19 protein-coding genes are annotated in these 21,506 nt (G+C 66.2%); 14 read left to right on the forward strand and 5 right to left on the reverse strand.

Annotated elements, in window-relative coordinates; translation table 11 throughout:
* Positions 1–14: 14 nt before the first annotated feature.
* From GRI89_RS10075 to GRI89_RS10085, 3 genes are read left to right on the forward strand one after another with little or no spacing between them, the layout of a single operon-like run.
* Positions 15–1,043, forward strand: coding sequence for a diacylglycerol/lipid kinase family protein (locus GRI89_RS10075; protein ID WP_159794748.1), 1,029 nt, complete (start codon positions 15–17; stop codon positions 1,041–1,043).
* The gene (locus GRI89_RS10080; protein WP_328598201.1) at positions 1,040–1,942 is read left to right on the forward strand and encodes a hypothetical protein; all 903 of its coding nucleotides are present in this window, start codon (positions 1,040–1,042) and stop codon (positions 1,940–1,942) included. Before GRI89_RS10075 ends, GRI89_RS10080 begins: the two co-directional genes overlap by 4 nt.
* Complete coding sequence (locus GRI89_RS10085; RefSeq protein WP_328598202.1) at positions 1,939–2,691, forward strand: nucleotidyltransferase family protein; 753 nt, start codon at positions 1,939–1,941, stop codon at positions 2,689–2,691. Before GRI89_RS10080 ends, GRI89_RS10085 begins: the two co-directional genes overlap by 4 nt.
* Here GRI89_RS10085 and GRI89_RS10090 read toward each other — a convergent pair.
* The gene (locus GRI89_RS10090) at positions 2,685–3,188 is read right to left on the reverse strand and encodes a DUF2141 domain-containing protein (protein WP_159794750.1); all 504 of its coding nucleotides are present in this window, start codon (positions 3,186–3,188) and stop codon (positions 2,685–2,687) included. The genes GRI89_RS10085 and GRI89_RS10090 overlap by 7 nt on opposite strands.
* Before the next feature lie 215 nt (positions 3,189–3,403).
* Between GRI89_RS10090 and rpe the strand changes: the two genes are divergently transcribed.
* From rpe to GRI89_RS10130, 8 genes are all read left to right on the forward strand, one after another.
* Complete coding sequence (gene rpe, locus GRI89_RS10095) at positions 3,404–4,069, forward strand: ribulose-phosphate 3-epimerase (protein ID WP_159794752.1); 666 nt, start codon at positions 3,404–3,406, stop codon at positions 4,067–4,069.
* Positions 4,070–4,146: 77 nt separating this feature from the next.
* Positions 4,147–5,946: a heparinase II/III family protein gene (locus GRI89_RS10100; protein WP_407924976.1), complete on the forward strand. Its 1,800-nt coding sequence runs from the start codon at positions 4,147–4,149 to the stop codon at positions 5,944–5,946.
* 4 nt (positions 5,947–5,950) lie between these two features.
* Positions 5,951–7,540 (forward strand): bifunctional phosphoribosylaminoimidazolecarboxamide formyltransferase/IMP cyclohydrolase, encoded by a 1,590-nt coding sequence (gene purH / locus GRI89_RS10105; RefSeq protein WP_159794754.1) that lies wholly within the window; start codon positions 5,951–5,953, stop codon positions 7,538–7,540.
* Between the two features lie 251 nt (positions 7,541–7,791).
* Positions 7,792–8,463, forward strand: coding sequence for a peptide-methionine (S)-S-oxide reductase MsrA (msrA, locus tag GRI89_RS10110; protein ID WP_159794756.1), 672 nt, complete (start codon positions 7,792–7,794; stop codon positions 8,461–8,463).
* A gap of 35 nt (positions 8,464–8,498) precedes the next feature.
* Positions 8,499–8,966 (forward strand): Fur family transcriptional regulator, encoded by a 468-nt coding sequence (locus GRI89_RS10115; RefSeq protein WP_159794758.1) that lies wholly within the window; start codon positions 8,499–8,501, stop codon positions 8,964–8,966.
* 88 nt (positions 8,967–9,054) lie between these two features.
* Entirely contained in the window at positions 9,055–10,977 is a 1,923-nt protein-coding gene (dxs, locus tag GRI89_RS10120) for a 1-deoxy-D-xylulose-5-phosphate synthase (protein WP_159794760.1), read from the forward strand.
* Positions 10,978–10,980: 3 nt separating this feature from the next.
* Positions 10,981–11,583, forward strand: a complete 603-nt coding sequence (locus GRI89_RS10125) for a hypothetical protein (RefSeq protein ID WP_159794762.1) — start codon at positions 10,981–10,983, stop codon at positions 11,581–11,583.
* A gap of 149 nt (positions 11,584–11,732) precedes the next feature.
* A complete protein-coding gene (locus GRI89_RS10130; RefSeq protein ID WP_201290907.1) occupies positions 11,733–12,158 on the forward strand; it encodes a diacylglycerol kinase family protein in 426 nt (141 codons plus the stop codon).
* Between the two features lie 25 nt (positions 12,159–12,183).
* Here the strand turns inward: GRI89_RS10130 and GRI89_RS10135 are convergent, their stop codons facing one another.
* The 3 genes from GRI89_RS10135 to GRI89_RS10145 form a co-directional block, all read right to left on the reverse strand.
* Positions 12,184–13,995 carry a DEAD/DEAH box helicase gene (locus GRI89_RS10135; RefSeq protein ID WP_159794764.1) on the reverse strand — a complete coding sequence of 604 codons (1,812 nt, stop codon included), beginning with the start codon at positions 13,993–13,995 and terminating at the stop codon, positions 12,184–12,186.
* Positions 13,996–14,176: 181 nt separating this feature from the next.
* Entirely contained in the window at positions 14,177–14,659 is a 483-nt protein-coding gene (locus tag GRI89_RS10140) for an FKBP-type peptidyl-prolyl cis-trans isomerase (RefSeq protein WP_159794766.1), read from the reverse strand.
* Between the two features lie 5 nt (positions 14,660–14,664).
* Positions 14,665–16,302: a peptide MFS transporter gene (locus tag GRI89_RS10145; protein ID WP_159794768.1), complete on the reverse strand. Its 1,638-nt coding sequence runs from the start codon at positions 16,300–16,302 to the stop codon at positions 14,665–14,667.
* A gap of 143 nt (positions 16,303–16,445) precedes the next feature.
* Between GRI89_RS10145 and GRI89_RS10150 the strand changes: the two genes are divergently transcribed.
* Positions 16,446–16,787: a GntR family transcriptional regulator gene (locus tag GRI89_RS10150; protein WP_159794770.1), complete on the forward strand. Its 342-nt coding sequence runs from the start codon at positions 16,446–16,448 to the stop codon at positions 16,785–16,787.
* Positions 16,788–16,956: 169 nt separating this feature from the next.
* Positions 16,957–17,238 carry an integration host factor subunit beta gene (locus GRI89_RS10155; RefSeq protein WP_159794772.1) on the forward strand — a complete coding sequence of 94 codons (282 nt, stop codon included), beginning with the start codon at positions 16,957–16,959 and terminating at the stop codon, positions 17,236–17,238.
* 139 nt (positions 17,239–17,377) lie between these two features.
* Here the strand turns inward: GRI89_RS10155 and GRI89_RS10160 are convergent, their stop codons facing one another.
* Positions 17,378–19,912, reverse strand: coding sequence for a TonB-dependent receptor (locus tag GRI89_RS10160; RefSeq protein WP_159794774.1), 2,535 nt, complete (start codon positions 19,910–19,912; stop codon positions 17,378–17,380).
* Positions 19,913–20,241: 329 nt separating this feature from the next.
* Here GRI89_RS10160 and GRI89_RS10165 point away from each other — a divergent pair, with 329 nt between their 5' ends.
* A complete protein-coding gene (locus GRI89_RS10165) occupies positions 20,242–21,504 on the forward strand; it encodes an MFS transporter (RefSeq protein ID WP_159794776.1) in 1,263 nt (420 codons plus the stop codon).
* The last annotated feature ends 2 nt before the right edge of the window (positions 21,505–21,506 follow it).

The raw sequence follows: 21,506 nt of genomic DNA on the forward strand, positions 1-21,506 counted from the left end.
GCCACCTGCGGGACATGGCGAGTAAGCGCACCCCTGCAATGAGCGACGGCATCAAGACCTTCGACGAGCTCCCGCGGCCCGCCCCGGGATCTGGTGTCGACCCGGGGGTCGCGCGACGTACCGAACGAAGCGCCCCGCTGGTCGGGGTCATCCGCAACTCGCGCAGCTATCGCAACAAGGGCCGCGAGCAAGGCGTTGCGCCCGGCGTCGACGTCATCGTCGAAACCACCACCAAGCGCCGCGAGCTGGTCGGCGTGCTCGACGGCTTCGCGGCCAAGGGCATAGACTACCTCGCCATTTCCGGCGGCGACGGCACCGTGCGCGACGTGCTGACCTGCGGCGCGGAAATCTTTGGAACCGACTGGCCGACACTCATCGTCCTGCCCAAGGGCAAGACCAATGCGCTCGCCGCCGATCTCGGCGCGCCGGAGAACTGGTCGCTTGCCGCGGCGATGGAATCCGCCCGCGCCGGCCACTTCGTGACGCGCCGGCCGCTGGTCGTGTCCGTAGCCGCCGATCCGCAGGCGCGGGTCTACGGCTTCCTGTTCGGCGGGGGGGTGTTCCACCGCACCATCAAGCTTGGGCAAGGCGCCCATCGCTGGGGCGCGTTCAACGCCGCCGCGGTCGGCCTGACGACGGCATGGGCGCTCGGCCAAGCGCTGCTCGCCGGAAGCGAAAACCCGTGGCGCCAGCGCTCGCTCATGCGGATTACCCTGCCGGGAACCGAACAGCTGTCCGGCGGAGACGAGCGCTATGTGATGATCGCCTCGACGCTCGAGAATCTTCCGCTCGGGGTCAAACCGTTCGGGAACCTGCGCGAAGGGCTCAAGGCCATCGTCCTCGACACGCCGGCGCGGCGCAGCCTGATGCACCTGCCGATGGTCGCGCTGGGCCGGCGCAAGGACGGGCGCGGCTACCATTGTTTTGCTGCCGAGAGCTTCGGGCTCGACATTACCGAGCCCTTCATCCTCGACGGCGAGGCCTTCCCGCCGGGCAACTACCGCATCTCGACCGGCCCCTCGCTGACGTTCGTCGCGTCGTGAATGAAGCGCTTGAAACGCGCGTTTCGGCGATGCTCGCGCGCGAAGTTCGTCCCGAAGTCGTTCGGCAGGCGCAAGTACTCGGTGAAGAGGCCGGAGCGCTGGCGGTGCTGTTCTACGGTTCGAACCTGAGGACCGGCTCGCTCGAAGGGGTGCTCGACTACTACGCGCTGCTCCCGGGTCCGGCCGAGACCGGGCTGTGGCCGCGCGTTTCCTACCGCGAGTGGGACGACGCCGGAACCGGCGAGCGGCTGCGCGCCAAGTTCGCCGAAATGTCGCTCGCCAAGTTCGCCGAGGCAGCAAGCGGCCGAAGCCTCGACACGACGATCTGGGCGAGGTTCGTCCAGCCCAGCGCGATGGTCTGGGCGAAGGACGAAGCGGCGGCGGCGGCTGTCCGCGAGGCGATTGCCGAAGCCGCCCGCACCGCCGCCCGCCTCGCCGCCGCGCTCGGCCCGGCGAAGGGGCAGCCGGACGACTATTGGAAGGCGCTGTTCCGCGCCACCTATCGGGCCGAATTGCGGGTCGAGGCGCCGGGGCGCGAGAATTCGATCCTTGCCGCCAACCCGGCGCACTTCGACGGCCTGCTGCGCGCCGCACTGGTTTCCGCCGGGGTGCCGTTCCGCGACGACGGCGGACACATCGCCCCGCAGATCGAGCCGGGCGAACGGCGCGCCATCCTGAACTGGTGGAACAAGCGCCGCCGGCTCGGCAAGGCGCTCAACGCCGCGCGGCTGGTGCGGGCCAATTCGACCTTTGCCGGGGCCCCGCAGTACATCGCCTGGAAGATCGAGCGCCATACCGGCGTCGCGGTCGAGGTCACCCCGTGGCGCGAGAAGCACCCGCTCCTCGCCGCGCCGGGAGTGCTGTGGAAGGTGTGGCGCTCGCGCCGCAAACCCGGGTGAGCGCGCCGGTCCTGATCCTCGCCGGGAGCCGCCCCGACGGTCTCGACCCGATCGCCACGGCCGAGGACGTGCCGCACAAGGCGCTCGCCCGGGTCGGCGGGCTGACGCTCCTCGAGCGGGCAGTCGCCGCAGCCCGGGCCTGGGGCGCGAGCGAAGTGCTCGTCGCGGCGAACAACCCGGCGGTGGAGGACGAAGTCCGGCGGCTCGGCGCGACCCTGCTGCCGACTGCGAGCGGCCCGAGCGGCAGCGTCGCGCTGGCTTTCGAACGCACCGGCGCGCCGCTGCTGGTCACCACCGCCGACCACGCCCTGCTCGAACCCGGCTGGCTCGCCGCGCTGGTCGCCGGAACTCCGGCCGACGCCGACGTGTCGCTGATGCTGGCGCGGCGCGAGGCGGTCGAGGCCGCTGCGCCGGGCAGCCAGCGGACATGGCTGTCGCTGGCCGACGGCGACTGGTCGGGGTGCAACCTGTTTTATCTCGCGTCCGCAGCCGCTCCGACGGCGCTTGCCACCTGGCGCCGGGTCGAGGCCGACCGCAAGCGCCCATGGCGCATCGCCGCCCGGCTAGGCTGGGGCACCTTGTGGAATTTCCTGCGCGGCAAGCTGACGATGGCCGAGGCCGTCGCGCGCATAGGGCAGCGCATCGGTATCACCGCGGCGCTGGTCGCAGCGACCGACGGGCGCGCGGCGATCGATGTCGACAAGCCCGCCGACCTCGCGCTCGTGCGCGCGCTGGCCGAAGCTCAGTAGTAGCGCATCGTGATGGAAATCGGCTTGACCGCGTTGCCGACCTCGAAGGCGGTCTTCTTGTAGCTCGGCCGGCCCATGTTGAAGAGATTGAGCGAGGGGTTGTTCGACATGCCGCCACCGTCCAGCGTCATGTCGGTCTCGCCGTTACCGTTGATATCGTGACGAATGGCGATGCCGTAGGTGCCGGCAGCGGGCACCGGCATGCAGAAGGTCATCTGCCCGGCCTTGGCCGGGGTCTCGATGCGGTTGATCCACTTGCCCTTTTCGAGCCAGTCGGACGACGCGCTGCGATAGAGCTGGACGCGCATCGTCCCCGTCGAGGCCTTGATGCCGCTGACGGTAATCAGGACGGACGGCTTCTCCCCACGGCAGGCGGCCGGGTTGTTGGAGATCGTGTTGCGATAGGTCACCCCCTGCGCGCCGGCGAAGCTCGCCCCGGCAAGCGCAGCAAGCGCAAGCCCGGTAGCGGCAAGGCGAATGGTCACTGGACGGCTCATCAAGTCGAACTCCATCGGTCGTCGGGCGCTTGTTATCTGTGCGGAAATGAAATGGCCCCGTTCGCAGGCGATTTCTAGCCGAGCGCGCTGAATAGCCTGTGAACTTGGCTGTCAGGAGCGCTAAAGCACCGATTAGCCGCCTTGCGGCGGTGGATAACGCACCGGGCACGTTTTATGCCCGAGTCCCATACCGCTAAGGCGGCGAAGGCAGCGCCATGGCAAGACCGCTTATCTCGCCCTCCATCCTTTCGGCCGACTTCGCGCGGCTCGGTGAAGAAGTGCGCGCGATCGACGCTGCCGGCGCCGACTGGATCCACGTCGACGTGATGGACGGGCACTACGTCCCCAACCTGACGATCGGCCCGGCCGTGGTGAAGGCGCTGCGCCCGCACAGCGCCAAGACCTTCGACGTCCACCTGATGGTCAGCCCGGTCGATTTCTGGCTCGAACCCTTCGCCGAAGCCGGGGCCGACATCATCACCGTCCATCCCGAAGCCGGGCCGCACGTCCATCGCACGGTGCAGGCGATCAAGACGCTGGGAAAGAAGGCCGGGGTTTCCCTCAATCCCGGAACACCGGCGAAAATGCTCGATTACCTGATCGAGGAAATCGACCTGGTGCTGGTTATGAGCGTCAATCCGGGGTTCGGCGGGCAGAGCTTCATCGCCAGCCAGCTCAAGAAGATCGAAGCTATCCGGACGATGATCGACAAGCGCGGGCTCGACGTGCTGATCGAGGTCGATGGCGGGGTGACTGCCGAGACTGCGCCGCAATGCGTAGCCGCCGGTGCCGACGTGCTGGTTGCCGGATCGGCCACCTTCAAGGGCGGGCCGGATTGCTACGCCGCCAACATAACCGCACTGCGAGGGGACACGGCATGAGCGACCGGGCAGTCCAGGCCATGCTCCCGCTGGGGGTCGAGGAACTGGATGTCGACCCGGTCGATGACGCCGAAGCCATGGCCATCCCGCTCTCCGCAGCCAAGGAGGAACCCCTGGCGGGCAAGGCCGAAGACGAGGACAAACCCGAGCCCGGCGAACTGATCGAACCGGGCCGCGCACTGGCCATCTCCGATTTCGTGCCGCCCGACGTTTCCGCCGGCGAGCGCCTAATCCGCCTCGCCTATCGCCTCGGCGTCCCCGGCCCGACGCTCGCCGCCCCATTCCGCAAGCACCCGGCACCGCGCCTGCTGGCGACGGTCGAGAACCCCCTGCCCGGCGACCCGGTTGCCGGGACCGCGTTGCGCGCCGGGCATTTCCTGATCCACGGGGTCAAGATCCCGATCGCCCAGCTCGACTGTTCGCCAGTCGCCCGCCTGACCCCGCCGGTCGAGCGCACGGTGCACGGCTTCACCTGGCTCGCCGACCTCGAAGCCTGCGCCCCGCGCCAGCAGTGCACGCAGATCGCCGAGCGGGTCCTCACGGCCTGGCTCGACGCCAACCAGAAAATCGGCCGGGGCGCAGCCTGGCGCGTCGGTCATACCGGGCAGCGGCTGCTCGGCTGGCTGGTCCACGCCCCTCTGCTGCTCGGCGGCAACGACAAGCGGCTGTGCGCCCGTACGCTCACCGTGGCGTCGGAAACCGCGCGTTGGCTCGACCGCAACGTCGGCAAGGCCGAGGACCGGCTGGCCGAGGTCGCCGGATGGTGCGGCATCGTCGCTGCCGGCCTTTTGCTGCCGGAAGGCAAGCCGCGGCGGCTGTTCGGCGAGGCCGGTCTGGTCCGCGCCCTCGGCGAACTCGTCGGCGACGATGGCGGCGTGCTGTCGCGCAGTCCGTTCGACCAGATCGAGGCGATCGCCCTGCTCACCCGGCTCGGCGCCTGCTACCGCGCGACCCGGCGCGACCCGCCGCAGGCGGTCGACGCCATGCAGCGCATGCTGGTGCCGCCGCTGCTGGCGATGATCCATTCGGACAACGCTCTCGCCTCGTGGCAGGGCTCTAGTGCGGTGAGCGAGAACAAGCTGCGCACGCTCATCGAAGCGAGCGGGGTCCGTACCCGCCCGCTCAAGGATGCCCGGCAATGGGGCTACCAGCGCGTCTCCGCCGGGCGCTCGACTCTGGTGCTCGACGCCGCTCCGCCGCCGCTCGCCCGGCACAGCCGCCATGGCTGCGCCTCGACGCTGGCCTTCGAATTCTCGCACGGGCCGAGCCGCATCGTCGTCAACTGCGGCGGTGCGGGCACCGCCGGCGGGCTCGTCCCGGTGCGCATCGAGCAGGGCCTGCGCGCCACCGCCGCGCATTCGACGCTGGTGCTCGGCGATTCCAATTCCACCGCGGTGCTGATCAACGGCAAGCTCGGCAGCGGGGTCAGCGAGGTCGAGGTCGACCGGCGGCTGGCCGAAGCGGGCAAGTCGCAGGCGACGCGAATCGAGGCGAGCCATGACGGCTACGTCTCGCGCCACGGCCTGGTGCATCGCCGCATCCTGATCCTGCGCGACGACGGTACCGAACTTCGCGGCGAGGACCTGCTCGTTCCGGCCGGCAAGAAGGGCAAGCGCGGCAAGATCGGCTACGCCATCCGCTTCCACCTCGGCCCGGCGGTCGAGGCGAGCCTGACCGACAACAAGCGCGGCGCCCACCTGGCCATGCGTGACGGGACATACTGGCAATTCCTTGCCCCGCGTAGCGAGGTGACGATAGACGAGAGCCTGTGGATCGACGGCGATGGCCGCCCGCACCCGGTGCAGCAGCTAGTCATCGAAGGCATGGAATCGCGCAGCGGGGCGAGTTTCGCCTGGCTGTTCAAGAAAATAGGTTAGTTCAATGAGCAATGTGAGCATCAAGCGGGCACTTCTCTCGGTGTCCGACAAGAGCGGATTGGCCGATCTCGGCAGCAGGCTCGCCAAGGCAGGAGTCGAACTGGTTTCGACCGGCGGTACGGCCCGGGCGCTGCGCGAGGCCGGGCTCGAAGTGCGCGACGTCTCGGACGTGACTGGCTTTCCGGAGATGATGGACGGACGGGTAAAGACGCTCCACCCACTGATCCACGGCGGTCTGCTGGCGGTGCGCGACGATCCCGAGCACGCCGCTGCGATGGACGCCCACGATATCGGCGCGATCGACCTCGTGGTGGTCAACCTCTACCCGTTCGAGGAAACCGTGATGCGCGGCGCGGACCGCGACACGATCATCGAGAACATCGACATCGGTGGGCCGAGCATGGTCCGCTCGGCGGCGAAGAACCACCATTACGTGACCATCGTCACCGATCCGGCCGACTACGACCTGCTCTACGCCGAGCTGGCCGACAACGACGGCGCAACCACGCTGGGGTTCCGCAAGCACATGGCGGCCAAGGCCTTCGCCGCCACCGCCGCCTACGACGCGATGATCAGCCAGTGGTTCGCCTTCGCCGACCAGCGGCAGATGTTCCCCGACATGATCGCGGTCAACGGGCGCAAGCTCGCCGAGCTGCGCTATGGCGAGAACCCGCACCAGCAGGCGGCGGTCTATGAGCCCGTCGGTCCGCACGTATCGGGCCTGCCGCAAGCCGAGCAGGTGCAGGGCAAGGAGCTCAGCTACAACAACTACAACGACGCCGATGCCGCGCTCGAACTCTGTGCCGAATTCAAGGGCGGCGAACCGGCGGTGGTGATCGTCAAGCACGCCAACCCGTGCGGCGTGGCGCAGGGGCCGAGCCTGCTGCAGGCGTGGACCGACGCGCTGCAGTGCGATTCCGTCTCCGCGTTCGGCGGCATCGTCGCGGTCAACCGCCCGCTCGACGGGCCGACTGCCGAGGCAATTTGTGAAATCTTCACAGAAGTCGTCGTCGCGCCCGGCGCGGACGATGCCGCGAAGGCCGCCTTCGCCAAGAAGAAGAACCTGCGCCTGTTGCTGATCGACGAACTGCCCGATCCGCGCCGCGGCGGGCTCCTGCTCAAGCCGATCGCCGGCGGGCTGCTGGTGCAGGGCCGCGACAACGGGGCGATCTCCGCTGTCGACCTCAAGGTGGTGACCAAGCGCGAGCCGACCGAACAGGAGCTCAGGGACTGCCTGTTCGCCTGGACCGTCGCCCGGCACGTGAAGTCGAACGCCATCGTCTATGCGAAGGACGGCGCCACGGCAGGAATCGGGGCGGGGCAGATGAACCGACGCGATTCGGCGCGCATCGCCGCGATCAAGGCGAGCGAGGCGGCCGAGACCTATGGCTGGAGCGCAGCCAGGACGGTGGGCAGCGCCGTCGCCTCCGACGCCTTCTTCCCCTTCGCCGACGGCCTGCTCGCCGCGGCCGAGGCCGGGGCCACCGCGGTCATCCAGCCCGGCGGCTCGATGCGTGACGACGAGGTCATCGCGGCGGCCGACGCGGCCGGCCTGGCGATGGTCTTCACCGGGATGCGCCATTTCCGGCACTGATTTTCGCGCAACTCGTCGCACGTTCAAAACGGTTCATCTTGAACTGGGCGATTATGAACGCCAGCCGACTTTGCGTTCAATCTTGGGTAACCCATCGGCCCCTATCCCGACCTCACCAGACGCAACGAGACACGAAAGTTACCCCATGGGCCTGTTCACCCCCGACCTCTATCGCTCCTTCTTCCTGGGCTTCGGGATCACGGCTCTGGTGCTGGCTGCACAAATCGTTCCGCAACTGGTATAAGGGTCGGATGAAGCTCAAGATACTGCTCGCATCCGCCGCGCTCGTCGCCAGCGCCTGCTCCCCCGCCATCGCCGCAGAGAACGTCGTCGCCGCTCCCGCAGCGACGCGCGTCGCCAAGGAAATCCCCGGCCTGAAGACCGCGATCTTCGCGGGCGGCTGCTTCTGGGGCGTCGAGGCAGTGTTCAGCCACGTGAAGGGGGTGAAGAGCGCCGTTTCGGGCTACGAGGGCGGCACCAAGGCCGACGCCGACTACGAAACCGTCTCCTCCGGCCGCACCGGGCATCGTGAATCGGTCAAGGTCGTCTACGATCCCAAGGTCGTGCGCTATGACCAGTTGCTGCAGGTGTTCTTCTCGGTCGTCGCGGATCCCACGCTGAAGGACCAGCAGGGCCCCGACCGCGGCCCGCAGTACAACGCCGCGCTCGTCCCGCTGAGCAAGGAGCAGCGCGAAGTCGCCGCCGCCTACCTCAAGCAGATGCAGGCCAGCGGCAAGTGGAAGCGCCCGATCGTGACCGGGATCGCCTCCGCGGGGACTTTCTACCCGGCCGAGGACTACCATCAGGACTTCGCGCTCAAGAACCCCAACCAGGGCTACATCCGCGCATGGGACCTGCCCAAGGTCGCGGCGTTCAAGGAAATGTACCCTTCGCTCTACAGCGCGAAGTTCCAGACCGGCTGATTGCCCCTGCGGGCCGCAGGGCCTATATCCGGGCCATGGCCAGCCATGCACACCATCACCACGAGCACTCGGGGGCGAAACTCGTAACCGAGGCCGAAGAGGTCCTGACCGCCGCGGGCGAACAGTGGACCGGCCTGCGCGCCGATGTGTTCGAAGCGCTTGCCGACCAGGACAAGCCGGTCTCGGCCTACGACATCGCCGAGGAACTGGGCCGGCGCCGCGGCAAGCGCGTCGCCGCCAACAGCGTCTACCGCATCCTCGACCTGTTCGTGCGCACCAACCTCGCCAACCGCATAGAGAGCGCCAACGCCTACCTCGCGAACAGCCACCCCGGCTGCCGGCACGACTGCATCTTCCTGATCTGCGACGACTGCGGGAAGGCCACGCACATCGACGACGACAAGCTGACCGACGCACTGCGCCAGTCGGGCAACCGCCACGGCTTCGCCAACGTGCGTCCTGTGGTCGAACTGCGCGGCCTGTGCGACGAGTGCGCCAGCTGAGCGGCATGCTGCCAGCCGAGGCAATTGCTCAGGTATTGCTCATGCACGCTTCATCGACAGGGCGGATTTGCTCGGCTAAGCCCATCGAATGACATCGCGTCCCGAAACGCCGTTGCTCGACACGGTCGACACCCCCGAAGACCTGCGCAAGCTCGATGCGGGCCAGCTCCGCCAGTTGTCCGACGAACTGCGCGCCGAAATGATCGATGCCGTCGGTTCGACCGGCGGGCACCTCGGCTCTGGCCTCGGGGTGGTCGAACTGACCGTCGCCATCCACTACGTCTTCAACACGCCCGAAGACCGGCTGGTGTGGGACGTCGGCCACCAGGCCTATCCGCACAAGATCATCACGGGACGGCGCGACCGCATTCGCACCTTGCGCCAGGGCGGGGGCCTCAGCGGCTTCACCAAGCGGAGCGAAAGCGAATACGACCCGTTCGGCGCGGCGCACTCGAGCACCTCGATCTCCGCCGCGCTCGGCTTCGCGGTGGCCAACAAGCTCAACGACAAGCCGGGCCGAGGTATCGCTGTTATCGGCGACGGCGCGCTCAGCGCGGGCATGGCCTACGAGGCGATGAACAACGCCGAGCAGGCGGGCAACCGGCTGATCGTCATCCTCAACGACAACGACATGTCGATCGCCCCGCCGGTCGGCGGCCTCAGCGCCTACCTCGCGCGGATGGTCTCCTCAAGCGAGTACCTCGGGCTGCGCAGCCTCGCCTCGAAGGTCGCCCGGAAGATATCGCGCCGGGTCTATCACGGCCTCGAAAAGGCAGAGGAATACGCCCGCGGCATGGCCACAGGCGGCACGCTGTTCGAGGAGCTGGGCTTCTATTACGTCGGCCCGATCGACGGCCACAACCTCGACCACCTGCTGCCGGTGCTGGAGAACGTGCGCGACAGCGAGCTCGGGCCGATCCTGGTCCACGTCGTGACGCAGAAGGGCAAGGGCTACGCCCCGGCCGAAAACAGCGCCGACAAGTACCACGGGGTGCAGAAGTTCGACGTCATCACAGGCGAACAGAAGAAAAGCGCGGGCGGTCCGCCGGCCTACCAGAACGTGTTCGGCGAAACACTGGCCAAGCTGGCCGAGACCGACAGCCGCATCTGCGCCATCACCGCCGCCATGCCGAGCGGCACCGGCGTCGACAAGTTCGCCAAGGCGCATCCCGAGCGCGCCTTCGATGTCGGCATTGCCGAACAGCACGCAGTGACCTTTGCGGCGGGGCTTGCGGCGCAGGGGATGCGGCCGTTCTGCGCGATCTATTCGACATTCCTGCAACGCGCCTTCGACCAGGTGGTGCACGACGTGGCGATCCAGAACCTGCCCGTGCGCTTCGCGATCGACCGCGCCGGGCTGGTGGGGGCCGACGGCGCGACCCATGCGGGCAGCTTCGACGTGACCTACCTCGCTACGCTGCCGAACATGGTGGTCATGGCCCCGTCGGATGAAGCCGAGCTGGTCCACATGACCTACACCGCCGCCGAGTACGACAACGGCCCGATCGCCTTCCGCTACCCGCGCGGCGGCGGCATCGGTGTCGAATTGCCGGAGACGCCGCAGAAGCTGGAGATCGGCAAGGGCCGCGTGGTCCGCGAAGGCAGCAAGGTCGCCATACTGTCGCTTGGCACGCGTCTAGCGGAGGCGCTCAAAGCCGCCGACCAGCTCGAGGCAAAGGGCCTGTCGACCACTGTCGCCGACCTGCGCTTCGCCAAGCCGCTCGACACTGCGTTGATCCGCAAGCTGATGACCACCCACGAGGTCGTCGTCACGGTCGAGGAAGCCGCCATCGGCGGCCTCGGCGCGCACGTCCTCACGCTCGCCAGCGACGAAGGCCTGCTCGATGCCGGCCTCAAGATCCGCACCATGCGCCTGCCCGACTTGTTCCAGGATCACGAGGACCCGACGAAGCAGTACGACGAGGCTGGCCTCAACGCCCCGCACATCGTCGAAATGGTGCTCAGCGCCCTGCGCCACAACAGCGCGGGCGTGGAGGAAGCACGGGCTTAGGAAATGCTGGCGCTGCTCGTCGCGGCTGCAGTTTCGGCGAATGCGCCGCAGTGGATAAAAGACGGAAAGCAGCCATCGGCTGAAGATGCCGCGTCCCGCATGGCACGCTGCGACGTCACCCGTCCGAACGCAAGGTTCAACGACCTGCTTCAGGAAGATGTGCTAGCGTTTCCTTCGGACGAAGCCCTGAATGGCGTACAACTCACCTGCATTGCGCAGGTCGCATTCGATACCGGGTACGAGGTAGAATTGCCTGAATCGAACCTCGCCGCATACTACCGATCAAGTCAGGAGATTTCTCGACCGTGGACGGTCGATCTGGCGCGCGAATGGCTTGAGGAGCAAGGGAAACTCGAAGGTTTGCCCGTTCGCGATCCCTCGATGACCGACCAGCAATTTGCCAAAGTGCTTGAAGCCCATTGTGGTCCTGATGCGAAGGGCCTCCTTTCATCCGAATTCGGGCCTCATTCGATTGCTCCATCAACAGCAGGTGCAAACTTCGAGGATTTTTCTCGCACCGCAGAAGCGGGCTTATGCCTGTTGGCTTCGGGTGCGGTCGAGGACTTCGAAATCTACATTATCGGCAACGAGAAGGTGGCCGAATAGCCGTGGCAGTTTCCGCTTGGGCCTATCCGTCAACCGGTGTCGTAGTCCGATTTGACACAGTTCATCAGGCATTCCTCATCCCGGTCTCATGACCTTGCCTGAACTCTACGCCAATGGCGCCTTGTGACCGAGGCGGCAGGGGATCGAAGATGAGCGAAGACAAGGGCAACCCGATGACCGGAGCTGCAATGGAACGAAACTGGCAGTCAGGGGCTCGCGAGCGGTGGGATAGCTTTTGCTACGCAAGCGCGGGTCTGCGGTACATGTTGGCGACCGAAGCGAATGCGCGGGTCCATGGCGCTGCAACCGTTGCAACAATCGCCAGCGGACTCCTTCTTCAGATTGGCAGGAACGATTGGCTCTTAATCGTTGTGGCCATCGGATGGGTCTGGACGGCCGAAGCGATCAACACCGCGCTGGAACGCCTCGCTGACAGAATTACCCGGGACGAGGACGAACAGATCAAAGTGATCAAGGATGTTGCAGCCGGCGCCGTGCTTTCGAGTTCCATCGGCGCGGCGCTAATCGGATGCCTGGTTTTCGTGCCGCATCTGCTGCCTCTCGGAACCCAATAGGATTGTCTGCGCAGACCCGACGCGCTCAATCCCGCTTCGGCTCGCCCTTGAACTTCTTCTTGAACGGCTTGCCCTTGAACGGCTTGCCGCCATCCTCGCCTGCCGGCCTCGACCAATCGTTGGGCTTGCCGCCCTTGCGGTGGAACTTGCCGCCCTTCCCGCCCGGCTTGGGGCCGTAGTTGCGCGGGGGCTTGCCGTCGGCACGGCGGTTGTCGCGGGCCTGGTGGCGCGGGGCCTCGGTGGGGACGATGTGGACGGTGTCGTCCGGGTCCTCGGATTCGGCAGTGCGGGCCAGCGCGGCGTCGAACTTGGCCTGCAGCGTGCGCGGAATCTCGACGAAAGTCTCGTCGGCGGTGATGCGGATCGCACCGATCTCGTTGCGGGTGATGTGGCCGCGGCGGCACAGCAGCGGCAGGATCCAGCGCGGGTCGGCGTTCTGCCGGCGTCCGACGGAGAGGTGATACCACACCGTGTCCTCGAAACCGGGTCGCTTGCGCTTTTCGCGGTCGGCCTCGCGCGCCTCGGGTGTGTTGGGGATCATCTCTTCGGGCTGCGGCAGCTTGGCGCGCTGGGCGTGGACCAGCGCCGCGGCGATATCCTCGGGGCTGCGCTGCACCATGAGTTCCTTGGCCAGCTCGCGGTCCTCATCCTCGAGTTCGACCGGAGCGAGCAGGTCGGCGAGCAGCCGCTCGCGGTCCTGCTTGCGGATCGCCTCGGGCGTTGGCGCCGAAATCCATTCGGCCTTGATCCCCGCTCCGTGAAGCATGCCTTCGACCCGGCGGCGACGCGGATAGGGGACGACGAGGACGGCGGTGCCCTTCTTGCCCGCGCGCCCGGTGCGGCCCGAGCGGTGCTGCAGCGCCTCGGCGTCGCGCGGAATCTCGACGTGGATGACGAGGCTGACGCTCGGCAGGTCGAGCCCGCGGGCGGCAACGTCGGTCGCCACGCAGACCCGGGCGCGGCGGTCGCGCAGCGCCTGCAGCGCCTGGTTGCGTTCCGACTGCGAGTGCTCGCCCGATAGGGCGACGACGCCGAACCCGCGCTCCTGCAAGGTGGCGTGGAGGTGCCGGACATTGTCGCGGGTGGCGCAGAACAGGATCGCGGTTTCCGCCTCGTGGAAGCGCAGCAGGTTGACCACCGCGTTCTCGGTATCGGAGGGCGAGACGGTCACCGCCTGGTAGGCGATATCGCCGTGGCCACGCTCCTCGCCGATGGTCGAGATGCGCAGGGCATCCTGCTGGTAACGCTTCGCCAGCGCGACAATCGGCTTGGGCATGGTGGCCGAGAACAGCAGGGTGCGGCGCGTTTCGCCGGTGGCGTCGAGCAGTTCCTCGAGGTCCTCGCGAAACCCCATGTCGAGCATCTCGTCGGCCTCGTCGAGCACGGCGACCTTGAGCTCGGAGAGCACAAGCGCGCCGCGCTCGAGGTGGTCGCGCAGGCGGCCCGGCGTGCCGACCACGATGTGCGCGCCGCGCGACAGGGCGCGGCGTTCCTTCGACGGGTCCATCCCGCCGACGCAGCTGGCGATGCGCACACCGGCCTTGGCGTAGAGCCAGGCCAGTTCGCGGCTGACCTGCAGCGCCAGCTCGCGCGTCGGCGCGATGACGAGCGCAAGCGGGACTTCGGCGGGTTCGAGCGTGCCGGCTTCGCCGAGCAGGTCGGCGGCCATGGCAAGGCCGAAGGCCACGGTCTTGCCCGAGCCGGTTTGCGCCGAGACGATCAGGTCGCGCCCCGCGGCTTCGGCTTCGAGCACGGCAGCCTGCACGGGCGTCGGGGCGGAATAGCCGCGCTCGGTCAGGGCGTCGGCAAGGAATGGGGGGAGGGAGGAGAAGGGCATGAGGGTCAATCGCAAGCGGCCGCACAGACGCGGCCTTTGGGGGAAATCGGTTCCATCGCTGAAACGGTCGAGTGCGGCTGGCCGGGCGTGAATCGCCCCAAGGGCAGCGGCGTTTGACGCGCCCCTAGCCGCTTTTGCCGCGCTTGGCTTCCCCTGATTTCACCCCACCTCGACGGCGGGTTTATTCGATGCCGAGCAGCTCGATCTCGAACAGCAGCGTTGCGTCGCCCGGGATCGGGCCCCTGCCGACCGGGCCGTAGGCCATGGCCGCCGGTATCGCGAGCTCGATCGTGTCGCCCACCCCGGCCATCGGGATCGCTTCCTGCCAGGCCTTGATCAGGCCGCCTAGCGGGAAGGTCGCCGGCTGCCCGCGCTGGCGCGAGCTGTCGAAGGTCTCGCCGTCGACGAAGGTGCCGACGTAGTGGACGGTGACCGTGTCATCGACTGTGGGATGCGCGCCGCCGCCGTTGCCCTTGGTCCGGCGCCACAGGACGCCGCCGGGCAACCACGACCAGCCTTCGGCCATGGTCCGGCTGGCCAGCGCCTGCTGCTGGGCCATGTGCCAGGCCATGTCCTGCGAGCGGTCGGGAGCGGCCTCGTCCTGCGCCAGTGCAGCGGCAGGGAGGGCGAGCGCGGCGAGCGCGGCTAAGCGGAGGTGGCGCATCCGGGTCAGCCCTGTGCCGGGTGGGCGCCGGCCGCTTCTGGCTCGGCCAGTTCGTCGCTGCCGGCAAGCTCGGCGCGGTCCTTGAGCGTGTCGAGGTGCATCAGGCGCTTCACCCAGGGGCTGACCGCCAGCACGACCACGGAGACGCCGATGGTGATCCAGCCGATCTTGGAATAGATGTCGAGCGTCAGGCTCTTCGACATCGTTCCGCTTTCGCCGCCGGTCGCCTCACCGATCTTGCCGGCGACGAAGTTGCCGACCGCGGTCATGTAGAACCAGGCACCCATGATGAAGCTGCCGAGGTGCAACGGGGCTAGCCTCGTCATGGCCGAGAGACCCACGGGCGAAAGGCACAGCTCGCCGGTGGTGTGCAGCAGGTAGATCAGGAACACGAAGACGACGCCGGTCATGACCGCCGGATCCCCTGTTCCGGCGCCCCATACGAAGACGAGGAAGCCGAGCCCGACCTGGAATAGGGCCAGGCCGAACTTGGCCGGCGCTGAAGGCTCGATGCCACGCTTGCCGAGGTATTGCCACAGCGCAGCGAACACCGGCCCGAGCAGGACGATGTAGATGGCGTTGATCGACTGGAACAGCGAGGTCGGCACGCCGCCGCGGTCGACGAACTTGTCAGTGTAGAGAGACAGCGATCCGCCAGCCTGTTCGAAAAGTCCCCAGAACACCGGGTTGAGCGCGATCAGGAACAGGATCGCGAACATCCGCTGGCGCGGTTCCCTGGGCAGCTTGAACGCTTCGTAGAGCGTGTAGGCAAGCATTGCGAAACCGAAGAAGGCGAGGATGCCGCCGATCACGTTCTGGTACTGGATGAGGAACCAGATCACCCCGACCGCGGCGATGCCGGTGGCGTAGAGCTTCATCTCGTTGCTCTTCGCCAGCGGCGCAGGCGGTTCGCCATTGCCCTTCAGGGCCGGACGGCCGAGTGCGAAGATGATCAGGCCGAGCACCATGCCGATGCCGGCAAGCCCGAAGCCGTAGGACCAGCCGACCGTCTCGCCGAGATAGCCGACGAGGATCGTGCCGAACGCCGCGCCGACATTCACGCCCATGTAGAAGATCGTGTAGGCCGAATCGCGGCGGCCGTCGGTCATGCGGTAGAGCTGGCCGACGATGACCGAGATGTTGGCCTTGAGGAAACCCGAGCCGACGATGATCAGCGACAGCGCCAGCCAGAACACGTTGATAGCGAAATCCGCCTGCTTGGCGGCCGGGTCGGTTACGCCTTGCATACCTTCGTAGGCCATGAACAGGTGGCCGAAGGCGAGCACGATGCCGCCGAACAGCACCGCCTTGCGCTGGCCGAGCCAGCGGTCAGCGAGATAGCCGCCGAGTACCGGGGTGATGTAGACGAGGCTGGTATAGGCGCCGTAGATCAGGTTGGCCTTGCCGTCGTTGAACAGCCAGAACTTGGTCAGGTAGAGGATCAGCAGTGCGCGCATGCCGTAGTAGGAGAAGCGCTCCCACATCTCGGCGTAGAACAGCACGAACAGGCCGCGCGGGTGGCCGACCACCTCTTCGCTCTTGCGGGTGGCGATGATTCCGCCGATCGCCAGGATGGCGAACAGCGATACGGCGGCGATCGCCGCGATCCAGTCACCTTCATTCCACGCCGCAATATCTTTCATCCGACCCTCGTCCTTGTTGCCGCCACATGTGGGGAAGGCGCGCACCCTAGCGTCCTATTCGCCCATGTGAAGCGTGTTTCGTTTCACGCGAAACCGGCATCGCGGCTTGACCCGCTACGCTGTATTATGGCACTGATGCACTGATGAGTGACGATACGCGCCCGGTCTACCTCAAGCTACGCGACCTGATTGCCGCGGCAATTATCGAGGGCCGCTACGAGGAAGGCGAAATGCTCCCCTCGGTGCGGGCTTTCGCCACCGAGCAGGGCGCCAACCCGCTGACGGTTGCCAAGGCCTACCAACAGTTCCAGGCCGATGGGCTGATTAGGGTCCAGCGTGGGGTCGGAATGTTCGTAGCCAAGGGCGCTGCCGAGCAACTGCGTGAGCGCGAGCGCCGCCGCTTCCTCGACGAGGAATGGCCTGCCGTGCGTGAGCGCATGGATCGCCTCGGCATCGTGCTCGAAAATCTCATCGAGCGCGCCTGACTCTCGCCTTCTCGACAAAATGTATCAGGAATGTCGCCAAGCGATTGCGCTTGCTGCGTTTGTCTGCCAATTTAGCACATATCGGGTCGCTCACTGGTACTGTGACATGGCTTGCGCTCAAGGACAGCCAGACACGTTGTGTTAGCACGGTCGCCGGAGGAGGTACCGCATGATCCGTTCTGAGCTTCTCCAAGCCATTTCAGCAGAGAACCCCGAACTGCGTCCCGACGAGGTCGAGCAGGTCGTGTCGATATTCTTCGACGAGATCGGCAAGCGCTTGGCCGACCGCGGCCGGGTCGAACTGCGCGGCTTTGGCGCATTCTCCACTCGCGGACGCGACGCCCGCACCGGGCGCAACCCGCGTACGGGCGAGCCGGTCGATGTCCCTCCCAAGCGGGTGCCGTACTTCAAGCCTGGCAAGGAAATGCGCGAACGGCTCAACACCGACTGATTGCGGCCGCGTCATTGCCGACATGGAAGGCCCGCCGTGCGCGGGCCTTTTCTTTGTCCAAAAGGAAAGGGCGCGGATCCGAAGATCCGCGCCCCAGCAATTCAGGCGCCGCCCCGGCCGAAGCCGGGGCAAGGTCCGATCAGAACTTCTTCTCGACCGAGACAGACCAGGTGCGCGGCAGGCCGGGCACACCGGTCACGACGCCAAGCGAGTTGGCCGTCGCATCGCTCTTCGACATGAAGTAGTACTTGTCGAACACGTTTTGGACCTCGACCGAGAACTTCCAGTCACTCTCGGCGGTCGCGTAGGTCAGGCGAGCGTTACCCAGGAAGCGGCTGGGAACCTTGCCCCAGTTGGTGTTCTCCGAGTTGACGTACACGCTGTCCTGGTAGGAACCGTCGAAACGTGCGCTAACCGTACCGGCGTCCATCTCGTAGTCGTACTGGACACCAAACGAATAGGTCAGCTCCGGCGTGTACGGCGTGATGCCGCCGGCAGGGATGACGGTTCCGTCCAGCAGGCCGCCGGTCGACGGGCTGGTGTACTTGAAGTCGAGCACGGCGATTGAGCCGTCCAGCGACAGGCCGTCGACCGGGTAGATCTGGGTTTCGAGTTCGAAGCCCTTTACGTCGGCCGAACCGATGTTCTCCGGACGCAAACACGGCGAAGGCAGGCTCGATTCCGGACAGATCAGCTTGCCCAGGATGATGTCGTTGTACTTGTTCAGGAACGCCGCACCATTCAGTCGGACCCGTCGATCGAGGAAGTCCGACTTGAAGCCGACTTCGTAGGTCGTCAGGGTTTCCGGCCGGAACGGCAGGGCCTGGTCGGCCACGAACGGACGCGGGTTCACGCCACCGCCCTTGAACCCGGTCGATACCGACGCATACGTCAGGAAGTTGTCGGACCAGCGGAAATCGCCGACGATACGCCAGTCCCAACGGTCGCCCTTGAACTTGCCCGGAATTCCGAACAGGCCGGAAAGGATGCAGTTCGGTTCGGAGAACACGCCGTTGGCGACAAAGCAATTGAAGCCATTCGGGATCGTGGTGTCCGGGTTGGAGCGGTAGTAGGTGTAGACCTTCTTGTCCTTCGTGTAGCGCACACCGCCGGTGATGCTCATCGCTTCGATCGGGTGTAGCGTCACGGTGCCGAACAGCGCCTTCGTGGTGCTCGGCGTGGTGTCCGGGCCATGGATGAAGTCGATGGTCGGGTTGACGTAGTTGAGGTCGACGCGCGCGGTGTAGCGCCCGTTCTGGTGCAGGTAGAACCCGCCGACGGTGCCTTCGAGCAGCCCGTCGGACGTGCCGAAGTTGAAGCGGACTTCCGAACTCCATGCCTTGTGGTTGAGCTGGTTGTCGAGCTGGGCGACGGGGATCGGGGTGGCGTCCTGGTCCTGGCCCCACTTCGATTCGTAGGTGCGGTACGAACCGATGTAGACCAGCTGCATGTCGTCGTTGATGTCGTAGGTCAGATTGCCGTGAATACCCCAGCCTGTGAACTGGGTGATCGGCAACGCGAAGTACGGCTTGTACGGCGCCTGCGGATTGGGCTGCATCGCATCCATGAAGCTGGAATAGCTGACGAAACGCGGATCCCAACCCAGCAGGTCACCACCGGTATCGCAGCTGTACGGACCGGCCGGAACGAATGCGCAGCTGAGCCGAACTGCATTACCGTTCTTGCCAACCAGCCAGGGGATCGGAGTGAAGGTATTGGTGAGCGAGGTCGAAGGATTCGGGACGGTCGGATCGAAACCGATGTCCGACGGAACGCCTGCCGGCGAAGGCGCGCCTGCCGCGATCAGCACGGTCGGGATCGCCTCGTCATGCTGGCGGGTGTAGTCGCCGGAAATGTTGATCTCGAGCGCGTCATGCTGATATCGCAACGCAGCGCGGGCCGCGACCAGGCTTTCACCGCCCATTGTCGAGTAGTCCCCGTTACCACGGCCACGAGCATTGTTGCCCGGTACGTTCGAGTTCGGGTGGGTCGTGCCATAGTCGAGCATGGCGACGTAGCCATCCTTGCTGCGGCTGACTCCCGAGATGCGCATCGCCAGGTCTTCGCTGATCGCGAAATCGGCCATGCCGCGGACCTGGATCATGTTGTACGAACCGTACTCGACCCTGAGCGAGCCGGAGTTGTCGCCCTTCGGCTTCTGCGAGAAAAGCTTTATGGCGCCGCCGATCGAGTTCTTGCCCGCCAGAGTGCCCTGAGGACCGCGGAGGATTTCGACGCGGTCAAGGTCGATCAGTTCGAGCAGCGAGCTTGACAGCGTCGGGATGTAGACGTCGTCTACGTAGACGCCGACGCCCGGATCGAGCGCGTAGTTGAAGTCAACCTGGCCGACGCCGCGGATGAACGCGATCAGGCCCGAACCGCCGTTCTGAGGCTGTGGACGGAGCGAGACGTTCGGCGCCTGCGCGGCGACCTGGGAAATGTCGGTTTGCCCGCGAGCCTCCAGCATTTCCGAGTTGACCGCGGTGATCGCGATCGGGGTGTCTTGCAGGTTGGCTTCGCGGAATTCTGCGGTGACGATGATTTCGTTCGGACGACTATCGGAATCCTCCTGGCCGGCAGCCGTGCTCTGACCATCATCCTGCGCATAGGCCGGACTGGCAAGGGCCGCCATGACCGCAATCGACGAAACGAGTGCGAAACTCTTCAAGTTCATCAAAAATCCTCCCAAAGCGAGTGGCTTCACCCGCGCTCCCTGACGATCAACGGCCAGCGCCAGTCACACCGGCACCATATCCATTGATAAAAGGTGATTGGGCGGGACGTCCCGCCGGCACTCCTCTCCGTTAACAACATTAACAAGTGTTACGGCGGGGGAAAACAGCCAAGGCAAACATTCGGGCACGAATTAGCCACATTGTCGCAAGTTGTCGCAAACAAGCAACACCGGCGAGCGGCCCGGCAATACGATTGTTGCGCTGGCGATCTTGCCAAGGTCAAACCCACGCGGCACTTATCTGCCCTTCGGGTGGAGAGGGATTGTTCATGCAAACTGCTGGAATTGCGGGCGAATCCTCCCCGCGGGGATACGAGCTCCGAGTCCTCGTGCTGCTCGGCCTGGCCTACGGCTTCGCCTACTTCGACCGGATGGCGATGACGTTCCTCGCGCCGTTCGTGCAGAAGGACCTCGATCTCACCAACGCGCAAATCGGCTGGCTCGGCTCGGCGCTCTCGGCCACCTGGGCGCTGGGCGCCTATTTCGTCGGCCGCTGGTCGGATTCGATCGGGCGGCGCAAACCGTTCCTGCTCGGCGCTCTTGTGCTGTTCTCGCTGTGCTCGGTGTTCTCGGGGCTGTCGTGGAGTTTCGGGACGCTGTTCGCTGCCCGCGTCGTGATGGGCGCGGCGGAAGGGCCCTTCTTGCCGATCTGCCTCGCCATCATGGTCGCCGCCTCGGCGGAGAGCCGCCGCGGGCTCAACGCCGGGATTGTGCAGAACGCGTTCGGCTCGATCCTCGGCACCGCCATCGCGCCGATCATCCTCGTGCGTGTCGCCGAGGCGCTCGACTGGCGCTGGGCGTTCTACATCTCGGGCGTTCCGGGCCTGCTGCTGGCGGTGCTCATCTGGTGGCTGATTCGCGAGCCCAGACCGGCGCCGGCCGCAACAAGGGTGGCTGCCCCCGCACTGTCGCCCTGGGCCATGCTGGCCGAACGGAACATCTGGGTCTGTTCGGTCGTGAGCTGTTTCGCTGTCGGGACCGTGGTCGTCGGATCGATCTTCATGCCGCTCTACATGGACGGACCCAAGGGCATGGAGCCGAAGACCTGGTCGAACGTGATGGCGGTGGTCGGCATTTGCCCGGCCGTGGGAGGAGTGGTCGTGACCTGGCTGTCCGACCGTTTCGGACGCCGCCCGCTGCTGATCCTGTTTGCGTTCCTCATGGCGCTGGCGCCGGCCGCCCTGCTGTGGTTCGACGGGCCGGTGCAGCTGCTCACGGCGATGCTGTTCGTCAGCTGGATGGGCCTCGGCACCTTCCCGCTGTTCATGGGAGTGATCCCGGCGGAGACGCTAGGGCGGGCCCGCGCCGCCACGGCGATGGGGCTGGTGGTCGCGATCGGCGAGCTTTCTGGCGGCGTGTTCGGACCGCCGATCGCCGGCTGGCTCGGCGACCAGTACGGCCTGGCGGTGCCACTCTATGTCCAGATGGGGCTGGCGATACTTGCCGGTTTGACGGCATTTCTTGTTGCCGAAACCAACCCCCGGATTCTTGCCAGGAGCGAATCTCTCGCGTCGTTAACTGAAACGGGGTAGGG

The organism is Croceibacterium salegens (assembly GCF_009827435.1).
Classification (GTDB): Bacteria; Pseudomonadota; Alphaproteobacteria; order Sphingomonadales; family Sphingomonadaceae; genus Croceibacterium_B; species Croceibacterium_B salegens.